This is a genomic window from Stenotrophomonas sp. LARHCG68 (genome assembly GCF_052871705.1).
In genome coordinates, this window is the sequence record NZ_JBIXJV010000002.1 from 423,427 (window position 1) to 442,740 (window position 19,314).

The 19,314-nt window shown below is 68.6% G+C and carries 19 protein-coding genes; 13 read left to right on the top strand and 6 right to left on the bottom strand.

The genetic code is table 11. From position 1 onward, the window contains the following. Nucleotides 1-32 precede the first annotated feature (32 nt). Nucleotides 33-239: a hypothetical protein gene (locus ACIPR8_RS09425; protein ID WP_446540851.1), complete on the top strand. Its 207-nt coding sequence runs from the start codon at nucleotides 33-35 to the stop codon at nucleotides 237-239. Nucleotides 240-265: 26 nt separating this feature from the next. On the opposite strand, the gene ACIPR8_RS09430 is transcribed toward ACIPR8_RS09425, so the two are convergent. Continuing rightward, a complete protein-coding gene (locus tag ACIPR8_RS09430) occupies nucleotides 266-928 on the bottom strand; it encodes a DUF2306 domain-containing protein (RefSeq protein WP_446540852.1) in 663 nt (220 codons plus the stop codon). A gap of 322 nt (nucleotides 929-1,250) precedes the next feature. On the opposite strand from ACIPR8_RS09430, the gene ACIPR8_RS09435 reads away from it, so the two are divergent. The 4 genes from ACIPR8_RS09435 (at nucleotide 1,251) to ACIPR8_RS09450 (ending at nucleotide 5,792) form a co-directional block, all read left to right on the top strand. Further along, on the top strand, nucleotides 1,251-3,380 hold the full coding sequence (locus ACIPR8_RS09435) for a TonB-dependent siderophore receptor (protein ID WP_446540853.1): 2,130 nt from the start codon (nucleotides 1,251-1,253) through the stop codon (nucleotides 3,378-3,380). A 79-nt stretch (nucleotides 3,381-3,459) separates the two neighbouring features. Next, a complete protein-coding gene (locus ACIPR8_RS09440; RefSeq protein WP_446540854.1) occupies nucleotides 3,460-3,780 on the top strand; it encodes an iron uptake protein in 321 nt (106 codons plus the stop codon). 13 nt (nucleotides 3,781-3,793) lie between these two features. Beyond that, nucleotides 3,794-5,461 (top strand): PepSY-associated TM helix domain-containing protein, encoded by a 1,668-nt coding sequence (locus ACIPR8_RS09445; protein WP_446540855.1) that lies wholly within the window; start codon nucleotides 3,794-3,796, stop codon nucleotides 5,459-5,461. After that, nucleotides 5,454-5,792: a DUF3325 domain-containing protein gene (locus ACIPR8_RS09450; RefSeq protein ID WP_446540856.1), complete on the top strand. Its 339-nt coding sequence runs from the start codon at nucleotides 5,454-5,456 to the stop codon at nucleotides 5,790-5,792. Before ACIPR8_RS09445 ends, ACIPR8_RS09450 begins: the two co-directional genes overlap by 8 nt. 184 nt (nucleotides 5,793-5,976) lie before the next feature. On the opposite strand, the gene ACIPR8_RS09455 is transcribed toward ACIPR8_RS09450, so the two are convergent. Beyond that, nucleotides 5,977-6,867, bottom strand: coding sequence for a LysR substrate-binding domain-containing protein (locus tag ACIPR8_RS09455; RefSeq protein ID WP_313253444.1), 891 nt, complete (start codon nucleotides 6,865-6,867; stop codon nucleotides 5,977-5,979). A gap of 99 nt (nucleotides 6,868-6,966) precedes the next feature. Between ACIPR8_RS09455 and ACIPR8_RS09460 the strand changes: the two genes are divergently transcribed. The 3 genes from ACIPR8_RS09460 (at nucleotide 6,967) to ACIPR8_RS09470 (ending at nucleotide 8,982) form a co-directional block, all read left to right on the top strand. Further along, nucleotides 6,967-7,164, top strand: a complete 198-nt coding sequence (locus ACIPR8_RS09460) for a hypothetical protein (RefSeq protein ID WP_446540857.1) — start codon at nucleotides 6,967-6,969, stop codon at nucleotides 7,162-7,164. 212 nt (nucleotides 7,165-7,376) lie between these two features. Then, a complete protein-coding gene (locus ACIPR8_RS09465; protein WP_446540858.1) occupies nucleotides 7,377-7,793 on the top strand; it encodes a hypothetical protein in 417 nt (138 codons plus the stop codon). Between the two features lie 85 nt (nucleotides 7,794-7,878). After that, on the top strand, nucleotides 7,879-8,982 hold the full coding sequence (locus ACIPR8_RS09470) for a DUF4241 domain-containing protein (RefSeq protein ID WP_446540859.1): 1,104 nt from the start codon (nucleotides 7,879-7,881) through the stop codon (nucleotides 8,980-8,982). Nucleotides 8,983-9,098: 116 nt separating this feature from the next. On the opposite strand, the gene ACIPR8_RS09475 is transcribed toward ACIPR8_RS09470, so the two are convergent. After that, entirely contained in the window at nucleotides 9,099-9,962 is an 864-nt protein-coding gene (locus ACIPR8_RS09475) for a PA4780 family RIO1-like protein kinase (RefSeq protein ID WP_132863708.1), read from the bottom strand. A 170-nt stretch (nucleotides 9,963-10,132) separates the two neighbouring features. After that, complete coding sequence (locus ACIPR8_RS09480) at nucleotides 10,133-11,305, bottom strand: acyl-CoA dehydrogenase family protein (RefSeq protein ID WP_446540860.1); 1,173 nt, start codon at nucleotides 11,303-11,305, stop codon at nucleotides 10,133-10,135. 271 nt (nucleotides 11,306-11,576) lie between these two features. Between ACIPR8_RS09480 and ACIPR8_RS09485 the strand changes: the two genes are divergently transcribed. After that, nucleotides 11,577-12,158, top strand: a complete 582-nt coding sequence (locus ACIPR8_RS09485) for a hypothetical protein (RefSeq protein ID WP_446540861.1) — start codon at nucleotides 11,577-11,579, stop codon at nucleotides 12,156-12,158. Nucleotides 12,159-12,191: 33 nt separating this feature from the next. Next, nucleotides 12,192-14,114: an ATP-binding protein gene (locus ACIPR8_RS09490; RefSeq protein WP_446540862.1), complete on the top strand. Its 1,923-nt coding sequence runs from the start codon at nucleotides 12,192-12,194 to the stop codon at nucleotides 14,112-14,114. 114 nt (nucleotides 14,115-14,228) lie between these two features. Here the strand turns inward: ACIPR8_RS09490 and ACIPR8_RS09495 are convergent, their stop codons facing one another. After that, complete coding sequence (locus ACIPR8_RS09495) at nucleotides 14,229-14,963, bottom strand: hypothetical protein (RefSeq protein WP_192287007.1); 735 nt, start codon at nucleotides 14,961-14,963, stop codon at nucleotides 14,229-14,231. Between the two features lie 140 nt (nucleotides 14,964-15,103). On the opposite strand from ACIPR8_RS09495, the gene ACIPR8_RS09500 reads away from it, so the two are divergent. The 3 genes from ACIPR8_RS09500 to ACIPR8_RS09510 all read left to right on the top strand — a co-directional run bounded on the left by ACIPR8_RS09500 (nucleotide 15,104) and on the right by ACIPR8_RS09510 (nucleotide 17,492). Continuing rightward, complete coding sequence (locus ACIPR8_RS09500) at nucleotides 15,104-16,480, top strand: amino acid permease (RefSeq protein WP_192287008.1); 1,377 nt, start codon at nucleotides 15,104-15,106, stop codon at nucleotides 16,478-16,480. A 94-nt stretch (nucleotides 16,481-16,574) separates the two neighbouring features. Further along, nucleotides 16,575-17,159, top strand: coding sequence for a YdeI/OmpD-associated family protein (locus ACIPR8_RS09505; RefSeq protein WP_192287009.1), 585 nt, complete (start codon nucleotides 16,575-16,577; stop codon nucleotides 17,157-17,159). A 63-nt stretch (nucleotides 17,160-17,222) separates the two neighbouring features. Further along, nucleotides 17,223-17,492, top strand: coding sequence for a hypothetical protein (locus tag ACIPR8_RS09510; RefSeq protein ID WP_192287010.1), 270 nt, complete (start codon nucleotides 17,223-17,225; stop codon nucleotides 17,490-17,492). A 192-nt stretch (nucleotides 17,493-17,684) separates the two neighbouring features. Here ACIPR8_RS09510 and norR read toward each other — a convergent pair whose 3' ends face one another. Beyond that, nucleotides 17,685-19,223: a nitric oxide reductase transcriptional regulator NorR gene (norR, locus tag ACIPR8_RS09515; protein WP_446540863.1), complete on the bottom strand. Its 1,539-nt coding sequence runs from the start codon at nucleotides 19,221-19,223 to the stop codon at nucleotides 17,685-17,687. Nucleotides 19,224-19,314: the final 91 nt, after the last annotated feature.

A 19,314-nucleotide genomic window follows, 5' to 3' on the forward strand; every position in this document is an offset into this window, starting at 1 on the left:
TCCCTCCGCGTTGGACCCCATCAGGAGCTCACATGTCGCTTTCCGATCTGCTGGACGTGCTGGACATCGCCGATTTCCTGATGGCATGGCGGTTCTGGCTGCCCACCTTCAGCGGTGCCGCGCTGGGGCTGCTGATCTACTTCAGCGGCGCGGGAGGCGTGCTCCCGGCCGTGCTTGGGACAGGCATCGGCCTGGCCGGCGTGGTCACCGGCCTGGTGTGGCAACACCGCCACGGCTGAAGCGCGCCACCGACCGGCCGTCGACCTCAACCGGCCGCCATGACCGGCGAGCGCCTGGGCCAGTTCACCCAGACCACGTGCAGTGACACCGGCAACACCCAGCTCACCCACAGCAGGACCGCGATCACGTCCGGGGACGGTGCGTTGCCCAGCGCGATCCATGCCGGCAACAACAGGCGGAAGCTCACCGGTGCCAGCGTCACCAGGTAGGCGCGCGTCATCCAGCGGCGATGGCGGGCAACGTCGCCGCGCCGGATGCCCAGCATCGCCACCAGCGCGGTCACCAACCACGCCAGCGCGGTGGCCGCGAAGGCCAGGGTGATCGCCAGCGGCGCCGGCGAGGTGGCGATCAGGCCCACCGCCGCCGCGCAGGCCAGCAGCATCCCGCCGAAGTAGAAGCGGCCGGACCAGCGGTGCAGGCGTGGCCGGGCACGCGGCCAACGGCTCAGGAACTGCACCGGCCCCAGCACGATGCCAAGCACGCCGCCGCTGATGTGCAGCCACAGCCAGCCGCGGCGTGACCAGTACATCGTGTAGTGCTCCGGATCCAACTGTCCGTACTGGCCGAGCACCTTGAACAGGAAATGCAGGCTGATCGCGGCCAGCAGCAGCCAGAGCACCCACCATCCCAGGCGCCGGGCACCGGAAGCCCCCCCGGCGGGAACCGCAGACTCGAACACGTCGGACATGGCGCCTCCAGGCAATGGGCCAGCGCGAGCATACAAGGCGGCAGGGAAGCCGCGCGTCCATACGGCAATGGCGCACACCGTCCGTTTGCACGGCAAAGCGCGACCGGCCACCTCTCCGGCAGAACCTGACTGGGCCGCATATTGCAAAATGCAAATCATTCGCATTTAATTTCTCAATCGCCATTACCTGCCTGTCCATCGGCAGATGCCCACAACGGATGTGGCATGCGCCCGTCTCCGTCACGCGATTTCCCGCCTTCCAACCCCCAGGCCTTCCATGTCCCCCAGTCGCTCCCACCGTCGTCCGGCCCCTGGCGCCGGCTTGCCTCCCCGTTGCCGCCGTTCCCTTTCCGGCCACCTGCCGTGGGCGATCAGCCTGGCCCTGGCGGCCAGCCCGGGGATGGCAATGGCCGCCGAAGGCACCGTCACCGATGCCAGCGCCACCACCCTGGACGCGGTGCGGGTGGTCTCCCAGCGCGCCAACCGGGTCAGCAACGGGGCGACCAACCTGGACCTGGACATCAAGGACACCCCGCAGTCGATCAGCACGGTGGACCGCGCGCAGATGGCCCAGTTCGGCGCCAACAGCATCAACGATGCGCTGCGCCTGGCCACCGGCATCCAGGTGGAGGAATGGGAAACCAACCGCACCAACTACCTGGCCCGCGGTTTCGAGATCAAGAACACCCAGATCGACGGCGTCGGCCTACCCAATGACTGGGGCATCGTCACCGGCGCGATGGATGCCTTCGGCTACGAGAAGCTGGAGGTCATCCGCGGTGCCAATGGCCTGTTGACCGGCGTGGGCAACGCCTCGGGCACGATCAACTACGTGCGCAAGCGCCCCACCAACGAAGCCAGGGGCGAAGTGGGCGTGAGCGTGGGCTCGTGGGGCAAGCGCCGCGTGGAGGTGGACTACTCCACCCCGATCACCGCCGACGGCCGTTGGGCCGCGCGCGTGGTGGCCGCGCACGAGGACGGCGACTCGTACCTGCGCGGCTTCACCAACGACCGCAACTTCCTGTATGGCGTGGTCGATGGCCAGATCGGCGAGAACGGCACGCTGACGCTGGGCTATTCGTGGCAGAAGGCCAACAGCGACCAGAACATGTGGGGTGCGTTGAGCTTCGCCAACACCGATGGCAGCCAGCCGAGCTGGGGACGCAGCGCGTCCACCACCCAGGACTGGACCTACTGGAACACCCGGACCCGGACCGCCTTCGCCGAGTACACCCACCACCTGGGCGAGAACTGGGAGGTGAAGGCGTCCTACAACTATCGCCAGATCGGCAACGATGACCAGTTGTTCTTCGCCTTCAGCACCACCGGCCTGGACCCGCAGACCCACACCGGCCTGGTCGGCTGGGCCTACAAGGGCATCGACGACATGGACTCGCACCTGGGCGATGTCACCCTCAACGGTCGCTTCCAACTGTTCGGCCGTGAGCAGGAGGCCATGCTCGGCGTCAGCGTGGCCAAGAGCAGCGCCACCACCTGGGACCACCCGGTCGATCCCAACGACCCGGCGTTCGGCGCGCTGCCGGCGTTCCCGTATGCCGGCAACGCCATCGCCGAGCCGGAATGGGGCCCGCGCACCCGCTCCAACTGGACCAACCAGCGCCTGAAGCGTGGTTATGGCGCCACCCGCCTGGCCCTGACCGACCGCCTCAAGGCCGTGGTCGGCTTCAACTGGGCGCAGTACCACCGCGATGGCAACAACGGCAACACCTTCGACCAGACCGAAAGCAACATCAGCCCCTACGCCGGCTTGACCTGGGACTTCAACGACCGCGTGCTGGGCTACGTGAGCTACTCGGACATCTACCAGCCGCAGGACCAGTACGACCGCAACCGCGTCTACCTGGACCCGACCAAGGGCGTGAACTACGAGGTGGGCGTCAAGGCCGAGTGGCTGGACCGCCGCCTGCTGACCACGCTGGCGCTGTTCAAGGCCAAGCAGCAGGGCCTGGCGACTTCCGGCGGCTATGACCTGGATACCGCGATGTACTGGTACTACGGCGTGGACGTGGAATCCAAGGGCGTCGAATTCGAGGCCACCGGCAAGCTCGGCGAGCACGCCAGCCTGGTGTTCGGCTTCACCCACCTGTCGATGAACAACCAGGACGGCGGTGATACCTACACCTGGGTGCCGCGCCGCACCGCCAACCTGGTGTTCAGTTCGCGCCTTCCCGGCTACGAGGCGTTGTCCTATGGCATCGGCGGGCGCTGGCAGAGCGCGATCTCCACCCGGGACACCTACACCGGCACCACCATCGCCCAGGGCAGCTATGCCCTGCTCAACGCCTTCATCGGCTGGGACGTGCTGCCCAACGCCACCGTCCGCGCCAACGTCAACAACCTCACCGACCGCAAGTACATCAACAGCCTGTACCAGGTGGGCTACTACGGCGCACCGAGCAACTACACGTTGAGCTTCAACTACCGGTTCTGACCCCAGCCCCTCCCCGCGCGGGAGAGGGGCGATTCGCCGCACCACGCCACTTCCCATCCACCTGAGACCAGCCATCGCCATGCCACAGGTATCCACCGCTTCCGCACCGCCTGCCGCGTCCCGGCGCCTGCAGGTCCTCCCGCGCATCCTTGCCGCCATCCTCGGCGGCTATGTGTTCGCGTGGGGCACGGTGGCATTGACCACCAGCGCGCTGTTCGCGGTGAAGCTGGCGTTCCATGACGCCGAGTTCCTCGGCGCGCTGGTCGGCCTGCTGGCCTACCTGGGCGCATTCCTGTGGGCCATCGCCACCCACCACGTGGCGCGGCTGTGGATGGTGCTGGTCGGCGGCGGTGCGCTGATGGCCGCGGCCGCATCACTCCTGCAATCCCGACTGGTCTGAGCCGGAGGCATCCATGTTCAACAGCTTCCGTCAGGCCATGGCATGGCTGCACACCTGGTTCGGGCTGGTGCTCGGCTTCGTGCTGATGGCCGCCTTCTTCTTCGGTGCGCTGTCGGTGTTCGACCGCGAGATCGACCGCTGGTCGATCCCGGCCACGCGCATCGAGCCGCAGCCGATGCCGTCGTTCGACGCCGTGCTGCGGCCGGCCTTCGAGCGCATGCAGCCCACCGCAGAAGCCATCGCCGCGATGCGGCCGATGGTCAACGGTGACATGCCGCAACGCTTCGACCAGGTCGGCAGTTGGAGTGCCTACACCACCCATCGCGACCCGGTGCTTGCGCTGTACGCCGGCTACGACGTGCCCAACGCGAAGAACCCGGACGAGCAGATCTGGGCATACGCCACCATCGATCCGCGCAATGGCAAGGCCTTGCCGGACGACCAGCTCAAGATCGGCAGCGGCTTCTTCTTCCCGCTGCATTACGGCCTGACCCTGGACTGGAAGAACCTGGGCGTGTGGATCGTCGGCTTCTCGGCGCTGGTGATGCTGGCCGCGCTGGTCAGCGGCGTGGTCATGCACCGCAAGCTCTTCCGCGAGTTCTTCACCTTCCGTCCGGGCAAGGCGCGCCTGCGCAGCGTGCTGGACCTGCACAACCTCACCGGCGTGGTGGCCTTGCCGTTCCATTTCTTCTTCGCGCTGACCGGCCTGCTGATCTTCGCCGGCACCTATTACTTCCCGGTCGGCCACACCCAGCTGCATGGCCTGCATGACCTGCACGAGCAGGTGGAGGCGCGGGAAACCGGCCTGCCGCATACGCGTGCCGGCGTCGCCGCCGGGCTGGCCTCGGTGGATGCGATGGTGGCCCAGGCGCAGCGGCGCTGGCAGGCCCATGACAAGGCCGGCGACGTCGGCTTCCTGGTGCTGCAGCACGTGGGCGATGCCAACGGCTACGTCAGCGTTTACCGCGCCGGTACCGACCGCATCGCACTGGTCGGCGACGGCATCCACTTCAAGGCCGCCACCGGCGAGCTGATCCGCGAAGACCCGCCGGCCACCCCGGTGGCACGCATGAACGAATTCCTCACCGGCCTGCACCTGCAGCACTTCCGCCATTGGCTGCTGCGCTGGTTGTACGTGCTGGGAGGCCTGGCCGGTGCCACCTGCATCGCCACCGGTTTCATCTTCTTCGTCGAGAAGCGCAAGCGACAACACGCGCAGCAGGGCCGCCAGGGCGCGCGCATCGTCGATGCGCTGGCGGTCACCACGGTGACCGGCATGGTCCTGGCGACACTCGGCATCCTGATCGCCAACCGGCTGTTGCCGGAGGCGCTGCCGGCGCGCGGTGACTGGGAGCGCTACGCGTTCTGGGGCACCTGGGCACTGGCGCTGGTGCATGCCGGTTGGCGCAGTGCGCCGGTGGCACGCGGCCTGGTCAATCCGGCGTGGCGGGAACAGTGCTGGGCGATCGCCCTGTTCGCGCTTGCCGCGGTGCTGTTGAACGGGATGACCACGGGGGATCACCTGCTGCGTACCCTGGCCCAAGGGTATTGGCCGGTGGCCGGCGTGGACCTGTCATTGCTGGCCACCGCCGTGATCGCGGTGATGGCGGCCCGCAAGGTGGGCCAGCGGATGCGGGTGACGGCGGCGCACGCACCGCGCGAGGAGGCCGTGCATGCCTGAGTCGTTGCTCGACAACCTGCTGCTTGCCACGGCACTGCTGAGTGCGCTGGCCGGCATGGGATGGCTGGCCCTGTCGATGGACGTCCACGCCCGGCAGGTGTGGGCGCGCGCCCCGTCGAGGGGCGGCCTGCGCGTGCTGCGGGGGCTGAGTACGCTGGGCATCGTCATGGCGTTGCTGCTGTGCCTGGCCGTGGACCACGCCTCGATGGCGGTGCTGGTATGGGTGATGGCGTTGGCCGGGGCGGCACTGGTGACCGCGTTCACCCTGTCCTGGCAGCCCACCCGGCTGCGGCTGCTGGCCCCCTGGATCAGGGACCACCGGCTGCGCTAGGCGCGGTCTTCAGCGCGAAGCACGCATACGGCCGGCCTGCCGAAGGCCCCCGTCCCCAACCCTCCCCCTTGCCGCGCAACAGGGGGCCGATCCGTGCACGCTGCGAACCTGGCGGGAACGACCACGGCCGCCAGGCACGCGTACCGCCAACCGGCCCAACGGCAGCCGTCCCGCATTCCCCGTGCTAACCGCCCACGTGTGCACGATGCTCCGCGGCCTCGTCGTGCAGCCATTGGCGGAAGGCAAGAAAGCCGCGATGCGTGGCCGAGCGCTCCGGGTAGACGAGCCAGTGTGACCAGGGCGTCTTCAGACGCTCCGGCGACAGCAGCACCAGCTGCCCGGACTCGAGCAGCAGCCGCGCGCGCGTGACGCGCCCCAGCGCGACGCCGACGCCATCCAGCGCGGCGCGGTGGTGGGATTCGGAGTCATCGAGGATGGCGATGTAGCGCTTCGGCGGTGCCTCACCAGCCAGCGCAAACCAGCGGTCCCATTCGCCATCCGGGTCGCCCAGCAATGGCCATTGCGACAAGGGCAACGCGTCGATGCCGCCCATGCGTGCCACCAATGCCGGGCTGGCCATGGGCACCAGCCATTCGTCGATCAACGGCTCGGCGGTCAGGCCCGGCCAGTGGCCGTTGCCCACGCGCATCGCGGCATCGAACTGCAACTGCTTTTCGAAATCGACCAGGTGCTGGCTGGACTGCAGGTTGATCTCGATCTGCGGATGCAATGCCACGAACCGCCCCAGGCGCGGCACCAGCCAGGCCGATGCCATGCTCGGCACCGCACTCACCGTGAGCACGCAGTCGTGGCGTGCGGGGAAGGGGCGGAACGCTTCGTTGATCGCATCCAGATGCGGGGCAACCTGGTCGAACAGGCGCCGTCCCTCCGGGGTCAGTGCCACGCCACGCGCCTGTCGCAGCAGCAGCGGATAGCCCAGGCGCTCCTCCAGCTGGCGCATCTGGTGGCTCAGTGCACTGACGGTGACATGCATCGTTTCCGCCGCCCGCGAAAGGTTGCCCAGACGGGCGGTGGCGATGAAGCCCTGCAGGAGCTGGAGGGGTGGCTTTGACATTGAGCCTTCAATTTTCCTCAAGCCTTGCTTGAGGAATGATCGCTATTCCAGCCAACAGCTTGGACGCAACATGAGCCCTACTCAAGTAGGAGCATGAAAATGCGCATCTTCAGCGACCTGTTGTTTCTGCACGGACACCTCACCAATGCCGATCTGGCACGGCAGCTGGCCGGTGAAGCACCGACATCGGCCGCGAAAGACGCCCGCGACCGGCCCGCCAAAGTCACCCCTCCCCAACCCTCCCCTTTGCTGCGCAAAAGGGAGGGGGTCGATCCGTGCACCCTGCGTCCCTCGTAGGCGCGGTCTCGCGCAGGGGCGGCCTCCGCCGCGACGCCCGCCTATGACCGGCCTGCCCAACGCATCCGGCCTCAACCCGTTCCTTTGCGGCGCAAAGGAGCGGACAGGTCTGCACGGCACGTCCGCATTGACGCGCCAACGGTCCCACTTCGGGTAAAACTCTCCCCGGCGCTGCAAGGCTGCACGCCGTCATCGCACAGGGAGAGAGAACCATGTCCACCCCCCATCCGCCCGCGTTCAGCCGCCGACTGCACTGGATGCTCGCCGGCCTGCTGCTGCCGTTTACCGTGGGCGCGGCACCCCCTGGCCCACTCGGGACCATCAGCGATGTCCGGATCACCGGCCAGGGCGTGGACACGCCCAGCGATGCGCCGCTGTGCGAATCGTTCAAGCCCACCCCGCGCGAGGTCGTGGCGTTCTTCCGGCATGCGGTGGTGATCACGCCACGCCAGGAGCACGACTATTTCCTGCATGGGCCCTGCTATGTCGAGGGCACGCTGCGCACGCGCTACGGGCAGTGGCGATGGCGCCTGCGCAACTTCGGCACGGCCTATGTCAGCGTGGACGGCGGTGAAGATGCCTTCCTGTTCGCCGACCCGCGCCAGGAATCCTCGCTGGGCGACGACTGATGGCCCTGCCTGGCCTCGCCCGCATGGGCATCCATGGGTCGCCGGCGCGCTACGACACGCTACTGATTTCCGCGAGCATCACATGATGAAGAAATTGTTCGACCTGTTGACCGGCAAGCCATCCACACCCGCACCGGCGTCTGCCACCATCGCCCCGACGCCGGAGGCTCGGGTACGGGCCTTCATCCAGCACTGGCACCGGCAATGGACACATGCCCGCGAAACGATGGGCGACGACGTGGACTTCGGCCGCTGGCACAGCCTCGTTTCCGAAGCCGACCAGGCCCACTTCGACAGGGATTGCGGTTCCGGCACGAGCGATGCGTACGGCTCGGACCCGGACTTCGACCCGGCCACCACCGAGGTCATCGGGCAACGGATCGACGGTACGCAGGCGCAGGTGCATACGCGCCGCAACGGCGCTGCCAGCGCCCGCTATCACGTGTACGACCTGCGGCACGACGCCAATGGCGATTGGCGGATCAGCCAGGTGTTCACGCTGTTCGATCCACCCACCGCCCCGGTGATCAACGCCGCGCGGTATGCCGAACTGGGCACGCTCAGCACGGCGGATGCGCCGTTGGCCGCACCCAACGATGACCTCGCGCTCGACGAGAACCTGCTGTTCCGGGGTGATCGCCGCATCGAGCAGGACGACCTCCGTGGCCAGATCACCCAGCAGGTGATCGGTGAGATCGACATCCGCTCCGGCGTGTTGGCCATCAGCGATTTCGGCTATGGCTTCGATGACCTGCAGCCACTGGCGCGGCGGGCACCGCTGGGCCGCCATCCGGTGGAAACGGTGATGGTCGACCGGCGCGTGGCCGGCATCCGCATCCGCTTCGACCCGCACCGTCGCGCGGTGACCTGGAAGGCCGCGCGCACCCAGCACGGCACCGGCATCTATGGGGTGGACGCCGGCAACCTGGCGATCTTCGATGTCAGTGGGCTGCAGACGCTGAGCCACATCGCGCAGGAGCGCTGCTTCCGCCAGTGGTCAGGCGCAGGCATCGCGCGGACGTTGGCACTGGCCCACCCGGACGACTGCGTCATCACGCCCAGCGGCTACGGCGATGGCGCCTATCCGGCGTTCTGGGGCCTGGATGACAGCGGCGCGCTGGTATCGCTGTACGTCGATTTCATGATCCTGATCGAGGAGCGCGACGCGGGCCGCTACGTCTCGCTCTGACCTGCCTGGCGGTTCCACTGCCCCCTCCCCTTGCTGGCGCAACGGGAGGGGCGGTTGGCCATGCACTGGCAACCCCCTCGCAGGAGAAGCCGGCGCATGCGAACGCAACCCGCGCCTCAGTACCCGTCTTCCTCGGCCGCGGCCTCGCGGCCCTGTTGCCGGATCAGGGCTTCCTCGCGTGCATCGTTGATCGCGTGGCGGACACTGTCCAGGTCCACCGCGCGCTCGTCGGGCGTGTACTGGCCACGCAACTCGGTCTCCGGCAGCAGGTCGCCGGCCTGGAACAACTCCCACATCTCCTCGCCGTACCAGGTATCGAGCAATTCGGGCGCCGAGCGCCCCAGGTAGGCGGTGAGGTTGTTGACGTCGCGCAGCAGCATGGTGCGCGCGGCGTTATTGCCGCCGGCGCTGACCACCTGCGGGAAGTCGATCACCACCGGGCCATCCGGGCCGACCAGCACGTTGTAGGGCGACAGGTCGCCGTGGATCAGGCCGCAGCACAGCATCAGCTTGACCTGCTGCACCAGCACCGCGTGGAACTGGCGGGCCTGTTCGGCGGCCAGTTCCACCTCGCCCAGGCGCGCGGCGCTGAAGCCCTCGGCGTCGGTGACCAGTTCCATCACCAGCACGCCGTGGAAATAGCCGTACGGCTCGGGCACCCGCAGGCCGGCCTCGCGCAGCTGGTACAGCGCGTCGACCTCGGTGTTCTTCCACGCCACTTCCTGCTGCTTGCGGCCGTACTTGCTGGCCTTGCCGATCGCGCGCGCCTCGCGGCTGCCGCGCACCTTGCGCCCTTCCTGGTACTGCACGCGCTGCTGGAAGCTGCGCTGGGCCATGTCCTTGTAGACCTTGGCGCAGCGCACGTCATCGCCGCTGCGCACGACGTAGACCGCCGCCTCCTTGCCGCTCTTCAGTGGGCGCAACACTTCGTCGATGACGCCATCGTCGATCAGGACCTGGAGTTGGGGGGGTGTCTTCACGGGTTCTCGGTGCTGCCAACAGGAGTGAAATACGCCTGGCCACGTGTGCCAGGCGCGCCCATTGTCACCGATGGTAGGCGAGCGGGGCCAAGGCGGGTGTGACCGCCGTTGTCAGCCAGACATGGAAACGGCCGGCAGGGCCGGCCGTCCGTGTCACGCAGCGCGCGCGTTCAGAACGCGTTGATGCCGGTCAACTCGCGGCCGATCACCAGCTGGTGCACGGTCTCGGTGCCTTCGTACGTGATCACCGATTCCAGGTTCAGGGCATGCCGGATCGCACCGTGCTCGGTGGTGATGCCGGCACCGCCGAGCAGGTCACGACACTCGCGGGCGATGTCGATGGCCAGGCGGCAATTGTTCCACTTGGCCAGCGACACCTGCTGCGGCTGCATCACGCCGGCATCCTTCAGGCGACCGAGCTGCAACACCAGCAACTGGCCGGCGGTGATGCGGCGGGCCATGTCGGCCATCTTGATCTGCGCGCTCTGGGTGGCCGCGACCGGGCGGCCGAACAGGATCCGCTCTTTGGTGTAGGCCAGCACTTCGTCCAGGCAGGCGATGGCCGCGCCCAGCGGGCCCCAGGTGATGCCGTAGCGGGCCTGGGTCAGGCAGCCCAGCGGCCCCTTCAGGCCCTTCACGTTGGGCAGGCGGTTGGCATCGGGCACGCGCACGTTGTCGAAGAACAGGGCGCCGGTCACCGAGGCACGCAGGCTCATCTTGTGCTTGATCTCCTGGGCGGTGAAGCCCGGGGTGCCCTTCTCGATCACGAAGCCCTGCACGCCCTCCTCGGTGTTGGCCCAGACGATGGCGATGTCGGCCACCGAGCCGTTGGTGATCCACATCTTCGAACCGTTGATGACCCAGTCCCCGCCATCCTTCACCGCGCGGGTCTTCATGCTGGCCGGGTCCGAGCCACCGTGCGCCTCGGTCAGGCCGAAGCAGCCGATCACCTTGCCGCGCGCCATCTCCGGCAGCCAACGCAGGCGCTGCTCCTCCGAGCCGTAGGCGTAGATGGGGTACATGCACAGCGAGCTCTGCACCGACACGAAGCTGCGCAGGCCCGAATCACCGCGCTCAAGCTCCTGGCAGATCAGGCCGTAGCTGACACCGTTCAGCCCGGCGCCGCCGTACTGCTCCGGCAGCGTGCTGCCCAGCAGGCCCATCTCGGCGATCTCGGGGATCAGTTCGTTCGGGAAACGCCCCTGGTCGAAGCAGTCGCCGATGATCGGCAACACGCGCTCGTCGGTGAAGCGGGCGACCGAATCCTGCACGGCGCGCTCTTCCTCGCTCAGCAACGAACGCACATCGAACAAATCGTAGGGGTTCAGGGTCTTCAGGCTCATTACGGTCTCTGGAAGGCGCATCCGCGCGCGGAAGGTAGGGATAAGGTAGTTCAATCGGGCGCGGAGGATTGCTGCAGGCGCACGCTCACCGGGCCTCTCGCTCGCTTCCATGCCCTTGCCCGGTGACCGGCCTGCCCCTGCCCTGCCCAGCGCAGCCAACCCCTGCACACCGGGCCTGCACACCGGGCTGCGGATACTGAGCCACGGGGGCGCGTCGGCCGATGCCGATGCCGGTGCCGCTCCCGCCCAGGCAGTCAGGAGTGGTGCGGTAATGCAGGGAACCCAAGGCAATACCGGCGCGCGCGGGACGATCACGGTCACCCTCAACGCACGCCTTCAACCGGCCCACCGGACAGAGCTGGAGGACGCATTCAGCGATGCCTGCCAGCTTCACGGCATCCGTGCCGAGGTGATCGGCGGCGGCACCCTGCTGGCGTCCAGCGGCGAAGTCGCCAACTGCGACCTGCGGATCCGGGTGGATGACCTGGGCGGTGACAGCGTGCTCCTGATCCGGCGCCTGTTCGAGGCGATGCTGGCCCCGGTCGGCTCCAGCATCAGCCTGCCCGGCGGTGGCCCGCGCATTCCATTTGGCGTGCACCAGGGCCTGGGCCTGTACCTCAATGGCACCGACCTGCCCGCCGAGGTCTACCAGACCTGCGACATCAACCACGTCCACGAGGAATGCATGCGCCGCCTGGAAGGCGTGGGCATGCTCAACAGCCACTGGCAGGGTCCCACCGAAACCGCGCTGTACATGTACGGCGACAGCTTCGATCGCATGCACGCGGCCATCACGCCGCTGCTGGACAGCTACCCGCTGTGCCAGCGGTGCCGGGTCGAGCGCATCGCCTGAGCACGGCCGCCCCCCTTCACCGACAGGACACCCATGGACCGCGCACCCGCTGACCCGATGGCAATGGCGCTCTGCCGGGGCATGGAGCACGCCTCGGTGGCGTTCGCGCTGCTGATCGGCCAGGCCACGCGGCCGCACCTGCAGAACGCTGCCTTCGACGCCCTGCTCATGGCCTGCCATGCGCGCACCGGGGATGCCGCCCACCTGTGGGACGACCCGCAGGTACAGGCCGCCGTGCAGGCATGCCGCCGGCACGGCAGTGAACGCCGGCTGGCCCGCGACGGGCTCGGCTACCAGCTGGTGTTCGTGCCGCTCCCGCGCGCGGACGCGCCGCTGCTGGTGCAATGCTTCGCGCTGGCCACGCCCGGGGCCGCGCCACCGGGCCTGTCGCCGCTGCTGCACGACGCCCTGCAGGCGACCGATTGCCAGGTCTGCGTGTTCGGGCAGGGCGGCGAGATCTTCTGGATGAACGATGCCGCCCGGCGGACCCTGTACGGGCGCACGCAGGTGCGGCAGTTCCACGTCGACGACTGGATCCAGCGGGTCCATCCCGACGATGTGATGCACCTCAATGCCGCGGTCAGCCGTGGCATGGCGGCCGGGCGCATGCCACCGGTGGAGTACCGCATGCGCGCCGCCGACGGCAGCTACCACGGCTTCGTCAGCGCCGCCTCGCCGCTGCCTGCCACCGACGGCGTCGCCGGCCACTGGGTCAGCGTCAGCCATGACCTGCACGGCCTGGGACAACGCGGGCTGGACCTGCGTCACGGCGGGCAGGAAAACAGCGAGCAGATCGAGGCGCGCATGCAGCGCCTGCTGCGGATGCAGAGCGAAGTGGCCAACACGCAGAAGATGGAGCTGGTGGGCAACCTGGCCGGCGGCGTCGCCCACGACCTCAACAACCTGCTGACCGTGATATCGCTGAGCATCTCGCTGCTGCGCAAGGGCAGCGACGAGGACGCGGTGCTGCGCCACGCCACCATCATCGAGAAGGCGGTGGAGAAGGCCGGGCGCATGGCCAACCAGCTGATGACCTTCACCGGCCGCAAGCCACGCACCGCCACCACCATCGACCCGCGGCAGCTGCTGGCCGATATCGGCGACCTGCTGCACAAGGCGGTGGGCGAGGAAGGGGAGTTCATCCTGCGCTGCGCCGAGGACATCCATGCCGTGCACGTGGACCGCGCGTACTTCGAGAATTCGCTGATCAACCTGGCGGTCAAGGCGCGCGATGCCACCCATGGCCGCGGGCGCATCGTGATGTCGCTGGTCAACACCGTCTCCAGCCGCAGCGGCACGCCGGGGCCGTACGTGCAGGTCACGGTCAGCGACAACGGCATGGGCATGGCCGAGGAAGTGCGGGCCAAGGTGTTCGAACCGTTCTTCACCACCAAGCCCACCGGCAAGGGGTCGGGCCTGGGCCTGCCGATGGTGGCCAGTTTCGTCGAGCAGGCCGGTGGCTTCATCGACGTGGAATCCAGCCCGGGAGCCGGCACGTCGGTGAGTTTCCTGCTGCCGGTTTCCGGCCACGCCGCCGAGCCGGTCGCGGCAGCGCGCGCCGCCCCGCCGGCCTGCGGCAACGGCGAATCGGTGCTGTTGATCGAAGACGATGCACAGGTCCGCGACGCGCTCGCCGACATGCTGCGCAACCTCGGCTACCGGGTGTCCACCGCCTACAACCCGCAGGCGGCGCTGCATTACCTGGGCACCGGCCTGAAGGTGGAGTTGATCATCTCCGACGTGCGCATGCCCGGTCCGGTCACGGTGCTGGACATGGTGCACACGCTGGAGCGCGCCGGCACCCTGCCGCCCCTGCTGTTCATCACCGGCTACGCCGGCGAGGTGCTGGTGCAGGAGGGCCTGATCGAGGGCCGCTATCGCACCCTGTTCAAGCCGTTCTCGCAGGACGAGCTGTGCGACGCGATACGCGCGGTGCTGCCCGGAGGGACCGGCTGACCATCGGCCGGTCCCGGCTGGATCGGGGAAGCAAGGCAGCGGCAGAACCACGGCTCTCCTTCGCTGCACGGGAGGGAGCAGGGCGTGCGCGCTGCCGGATCATCGCCAAGGCCGCTACTGCGCCTCCTCCTCGCCGCCGCGCCCGGCGCCATAGCCGAGCCCCGCCCCCATGCCCACGCCGGCCCCCATGCCGCCCATGCCGCCACCGCCACCCTTGCCTGCGCCGCCGGCCGCACCCTCCTTGTCCTTGCCGCCGCCTTTTCCGCCACCGCCACTGGAGGTCGGGCGCGCCGGCCCCTGCTGCGGGATCGCCACGCTGGCCGGGATGGTGTCCAGGTCGAGCACGCCCCGGATGAAGTCGCGCAGCGACACCACCAGTGCCGCGGTATGGATCGGCCGGCCCTCGACCATGTCGGTGGCCGCGCGCGCCGCCAACCGCACCTGTTCCTCGGTGCCGAGCAGGATGACGTCCGACAGGGCCGCCTCCACCGCATCGCGGATGCGCCGCGCCCGGTCCCCGGCCTCGCCGCCATCGATCGGCGGCAGCAACAGCGCGCCCTCGGCATTGGGGGTGGCCTGGCCTTGTGCCAACCCGGCGGCGCGTCGGCGGATCTCGCGCAGGTGGATCGGGTCCACCGACAGGTCACCGGTGAAGGAACCACCCAGGGTCTTGTAGGCGGCGATCAAGGTCTTGAGCCGTTCGTTGATCTGCCGGTTGGCTGCCTCGCGCTTCTGCTGCACCACCTGCATCACCAGCAGGCGGATGCCCACGCCGATCAGGGTGATGATCGCCAGGCCCACCAGGGTGGAAAGCAGGCCCTGCCACGAGCTGAAATCCAGGCCGCGCATCCGTCATCCATTGCTGCAGGCGCACATCGGGCGCCGGGATGTCCATCCTACTGGCAGCGGGCCGTGGCGGGCGCGATGGACAGACACGATGACAATCGAACGCGGTAAGGTGTCGCACTTCTCTACACCAGATCGTTCAGATGTCCGCCAATTCGACCGCCCCGGCCAGTGCGCCGTCGCAGAATCTGGAACGCGCGCTCAAGCCGCGCCAGCTGATCATGATGGGACTGGGCAGCGCCATCGGCGCCGGCCTGTTCCTGGGCTCGGGCGTCGGCATCCACGCCGCTGGCCCGGCCGTGCTGATCTCCTACCTGGTCGCCGGCACCCTGGTGATCATCATGATGCACGCGATGGGCGAGATGGCCGCCGCGCGCCCCACCAGCGGCGCGTTCTCGGTCTACGCGGCCGACGCGCTCGGCCCGACCGCCGGTGCCACCGTGGGCTGGCTGTGGTGGGCGCAGCTGGTGGTGGTGATCGCCGCCGAATCGGTTGGCGCGGCCGGCCTGCTCAAGACGATATGGCCGGAGCTGTCGGTGCCACTGGTATCGCTGGCCTTCATGGTGGTGTTCACCATCATCAACCTGATGGGCGTGCGCAACTACGGCGAGTTCGAGTTCTGGTTCGCCATCCTCAAGGTCGGCGCGATCATCGGCTTCATCCTGATCGGCATCGCCCTGCTGTGCGGGCTGCTGCCCAACGTGCCGTCGCCGGGCCTGTCCAACATCACCGGCCATGGCGGCTTCATGCCCAAGGGCCTGGCCGGCATCGGCGCGGCCTTGCTGGTGGTGGTGTTCGCCTTCGGCGGCACCGAGATCGTGGCCGTCGCCGCGGCTGAAACCCAGGACCCGGAGCGCAGCCTGGCCCGCGCCATCCGCACCGTGGCCTGGCGCATCCTGGTGTTCTACATCGGCTCGATCGGCGTGATCATCGCCGTGGTGCCATGGACCAGCGATGCGCTGCGCTCCCCGTTCGCCGCGGTGCTGCAGGTGGCCAACATCCCCGGCGCGGCCACCGCGATCACGCTGATCGCGGTGATCGCCCTGCTCTCGGCGCTCAACGCCAACCTCTACGGTGCCTCGCGGATGATGTACTCGCTGGCCTCGCGTGGCGAAGCACCGCGCTGGCTGGGCCGCACCAACGCCCGCCAGGTGCCGCTGATCGCGGTGCTGGCCAGCGTGCTGTTCGGTTTCGGCGCGACCGTGCTGGAGCTGCTGTACCCGGACAAGGTGCTGCCGGTGCTGCTCAACGTGGTCGGCTCGACCTGCCTGCTGGTGTGGACCCTGACCCTGGTCTCGCAGTTGATCCTGCGCCGCCGCGCCGAACGCAACGGCACCCCGTTGCCATTCAGGATGGCCGGTTTCCCCTACCTGACGGTGCTGGCGCTGGCCATCCTCGCGCTGATCTTCGCGCTGCTGTTGAGCACCCCGGAGACCCGCCTGCAGTTCCTGTCGATGGCCGTGTTCACCGCCTTCATCGCGCTGTGCAGCGGCCTGGCACGGCGCCTACGCCGCGCCTGACCGTACCCAAACAGGCCGTTGACGAGCCCGCCGCATCGGCGGGCTTGTTTTGCCGGCCGACTGACGGCAGGCTTCGCGCATCCGAGGCCCCGTCATGTCCCCCGATCCCCGCGTCGACGCCTACATCGCCAACGCCGCCGATTTCGCGCAACCCATCCTGCGCGAGATCCGGGCACGCGTGCACGCCGGTTGCAGCCAGGCCGAGGAAGCCATCAAGTGGGGCATGCCCAGCTTTCTGTACAAGGGCAAGCTGCTGTGCGGGATGGCCGCTTTCAAGGCGCATGCCACGCTGGGCTTCTGGCAACGCCAGACCGGCCCGGGCGACAACACCGAGGCCATGGGCCAGTACGGGCGCCTGCAGCACGCCCGGGACCTGCCGGACAAGCGCGCGTTCGCCGCGCAACTGCGCGAGGGCATGCGCCGCATCGACAGCGGCGTGAAGGCCCCGCGGCCTGCGCCGCGGGCCGCCCTGCCGATACCGCCGGCCTTCGCCCAGGCGCTGGCCGCGGCCCCACAGGCCCAGGCCGCCTTTGACGGCTTCGCCCCCGGCTACCAGCGCGACTACCTGGAGTGGATCGGCGAGGCCAAGCGCGAAACCACCCGGCAACAACGCATCACCCAGGCCATCGCGTGGTTATCCGATGGCAAGCACCGCAACTGGAAGCACGAGAAGCATTGACGCAGGACGCGCCAGAGATTCCACTTCACCCGAAATCACGACCCCCAGCCCTACCGTCCCCCCATGATCGACCAAGAAGCCCTCATCCAGCGCGCCATCGACCCGTCATCCGTCAAGCTGGAAGGCACGCTGACCAATCCGCCGTCCTTCGGCGTGTACGCCATCGATACCGATGACGGCAGCACGCATTACCGCTTCGGCAGCCACCCGGTGCGCATGCACGAACTGGAAGACAAGTTCGGCGGCTGCGAGCTGGAATACCTGTTCCTCGCGCGCGAGGACGCCGCGGCGATGACCGCGGCATTGAACCGTCCGGAAGACGAGGAAGGCTGAGCAACGGGGACGACGCCGGGCGCACTGGCTTCCCCCCCTCCCCGGCCCTCACCCCTGCCTGCGGCACAAGGCAGGGGGCCGTCCATGCGAACGGCCGGTCCACTGCAGTACCGCAATTGCCCCTCGCTTGTGCGGCAGGCATAGGGGAAAGGGGCAAGTGCCACCGGCAAGCCCCTCGAACCCCAACCCCGGCTACTTCAGCCCAAGGCGTTTGGCCAGGCGATTCAGGTTGGCCCGATCCAACCCCAGCAGGCGCGCGCTCTCGGTCCAGTTGCCCGCCGTGCGCTCCAGCGTGGCGGCGATGCGCTGGCGCTGGAAATCATCCACGGCCTTGCGCAGGTCCTCGGCCTGCAGCGCTTCGCCGGCACCGGCCGGGGCCTGCACGCTGGCATCGCTGTGCACCGGCAACTCCAGCGCCGCCGCATCGACGGTGAGGATGCGCGGGCGCACCGTGCCGCTGGCTGCCAGCGCGCGCAGCACCGCACGACCGATCAGATGCTCCAGTTCCCGCACATTGCCCGGCCAGTCGTAGCCAAGCAGCGCGGCCTGGGCATCGGCGGACAGGCGCAGGCTGCGCAGGCCCATCCGCGAACGCGCCTCTTCGATGAAGAAGCCCGCCAGCAGCAGCACGTCGCGCTCGCGCTCGCGCAGCGGCGGCACCCGTAGCGGATAGGCGCCCAGGCGGTGGTACAGGTCGGCGCGGAAACGCCCCTGCCGCACCGCGTCGGCCAGGTCCAGGTTGGTGGCGGCGATCACCCGCACGTCCACCTGGTGCTCGCGGTCCGAGCCCACCCGCTGCAGTTGCCCGCTCTGCAGCACGCGCAGCAGCTTGGCCTGGCTGGCCAGCGGCAGCTCGCCGACCTCGTCCAGGAACAGCGTGCCGCCATCGGCCAGTTCGAACTTGCCGCGCCGCTCGCCCACCGCACCGGTGAACGCGCCGCGCACGTGGCCGAACAGTTCGCTTTCCACCAGTGCATCGGGCAGGGCGGCGCAGTTGATGACCACCATCGGCTTGTCCTTGCGCGCGGACTGGCGATGGATGCCGCGTGCCACCAGTTCCTTGCCGACGCCGGTCTCGCCGCTGATCAGCACGCTCAGGTCACTGGGCGCGACCAGCGCGATCTCCTTGCGCAGCGCCTTGAAGGCCGTGCTCTGCCCCACCACCTCCGGTGGCGTGCGCTGCCCGGCCGCCGCACGCCAGGTTTCGGCCAGCGCCTGCTCCTCGCTCAACCGGGCCGCCAGCGTACCGATCCGTTCGCCGGCCTTGACCGTGGCCGCGGCGAGGCTGGCGAAGGCTTCCAGCCGGTCGCGCTGGATCTGCTCGAACTGGCCGGGGGTGAGGGCGTCCATGGTCAGCATGCCCCACGGGCGGCCGTCGATGTACAGCGCGCAGCCCATGCAGTCATGCACCTCCAGGTGGCCGTGCACCGACTCGACCAGGCCGTCGTAGGGATCGGGCAGGCCGCAGTCGGCGGCGAAGTGCACGGTGCCCTGCCCCTGCAGGATCGCCGCCAGCCGCGGGTGCTCGTCCAGCCGGAAGCGGCGGCCCAGCGTGTCGGTGCTCAACCCTTCCACTGCCAGCGGCACCGCCTGTTCGCCCTCCAGCCGCAGCAGCGCCACCGCATCGCTGGGCAACAGCTGCCGCAGCACCCGCAGCAACCGGCCATAGCGCTCGACATCGGCCAGGTCGTCGCGGGCCAGGTCGTCGACCAGCGGGATGATCCCGGACATGAAGGGGTTGCAGGTCATTTTGACACCACCGAGTCATCCCGACCCGGATCGAATCGGGTCGTTTCAACCCGCACATAAGCCAAGTCATTGA

Excerpts from the sequence above, each read along its gene's own strand:
- ACIPR8_RS09440 (WP_446540854.1), top strand. The coding sequence starts at position 3,460 with ATGCCACAGGTATCCACCGCTTCCGCACCGCCTGCCGCGTCCCGGCGC.
- ACIPR8_RS09455 (WP_313253444.1), bottom strand. The coding sequence starts at position 6,867 with ATGTCAAAGCCACCCCTCCAGCTCCTGCAGGGCTTCATCGCCACCGCC.
- ACIPR8_RS09465 (WP_446540858.1), top strand. The coding sequence starts at position 7,377 with ATGTCCACCCCCCATCCGCCCGCGTTCAGCCGCCGACTGCACTGGATG.
- ACIPR8_RS09460 (WP_446540857.1), top strand. The coding sequence starts at position 6,967 with ATGCGCATCTTCAGCGACCTGTTGTTTCTGCACGGACACCTCACCAAT.
- ACIPR8_RS09450 (WP_446540856.1), top strand. The coding sequence starts at position 5,454 with ATGCCTGAGTCGTTGCTCGACAACCTGCTGCTTGCCACGGCACTGCTG.
- ACIPR8_RS09485 (WP_446540861.1), top strand. The coding sequence starts at position 11,577 with ATGCAGGGAACCCAAGGCAATACCGGCGCGCGCGGGACGATCACGGTC.
- ACIPR8_RS09505 (WP_192287009.1), top strand. The coding sequence starts at position 16,575 with ATGTCCCCCGATCCCCGCGTCGACGCCTACATCGCCAACGCCGCCGAT.
- ACIPR8_RS09430 (WP_446540852.1), bottom strand. The coding sequence starts at position 928 with ATGTCCGACGTGTTCGAGTCTGCGGTTCCCGCCGGGGGGGCTTCCGGT.
- ACIPR8_RS09470 (WP_446540859.1), top strand. The coding sequence starts at position 7,879 with ATGAAGAAATTGTTCGACCTGTTGACCGGCAAGCCATCCACACCCGCA.
- ACIPR8_RS09495 (WP_192287007.1), bottom strand. The coding sequence starts at position 14,963 with ATGCGCGGCCTGGATTTCAGCTCGTGGCAGGGCCTGCTTTCCACCCTG.
- ACIPR8_RS09510 (WP_192287010.1), top strand. The coding sequence starts at position 17,223 with ATGATCGACCAAGAAGCCCTCATCCAGCGCGCCATCGACCCGTCATCC.
- ACIPR8_RS09490 (WP_446540862.1), top strand. The coding sequence starts at position 12,192 with ATGGACCGCGCACCCGCTGACCCGATGGCAATGGCGCTCTGCCGGGGC.
- ACIPR8_RS09500 (WP_192287008.1), top strand. The coding sequence starts at position 15,104 with ATGTCCGCCAATTCGACCGCCCCGGCCAGTGCGCCGTCGCAGAATCTG.
- ACIPR8_RS09425 (WP_446540851.1), top strand. The coding sequence starts at position 33 with ATGTCGCTTTCCGATCTGCTGGACGTGCTGGACATCGCCGATTTCCTG.
- ACIPR8_RS09480 (WP_446540860.1), bottom strand. The coding sequence starts at position 11,305 with ATGAGCCTGAAGACCCTGAACCCCTACGATTTGTTCGATGTGCGTTCG.
- ACIPR8_RS09445 (WP_446540855.1), top strand. The coding sequence starts at position 3,794 with ATGTTCAACAGCTTCCGTCAGGCCATGGCATGGCTGCACACCTGGTTC.
- norR (WP_446540863.1), bottom strand. The coding sequence starts at position 19,223 with ATGTCCGGGATCATCCCGCTGGTCGACGACCTGGCCCGCGACGACCTG.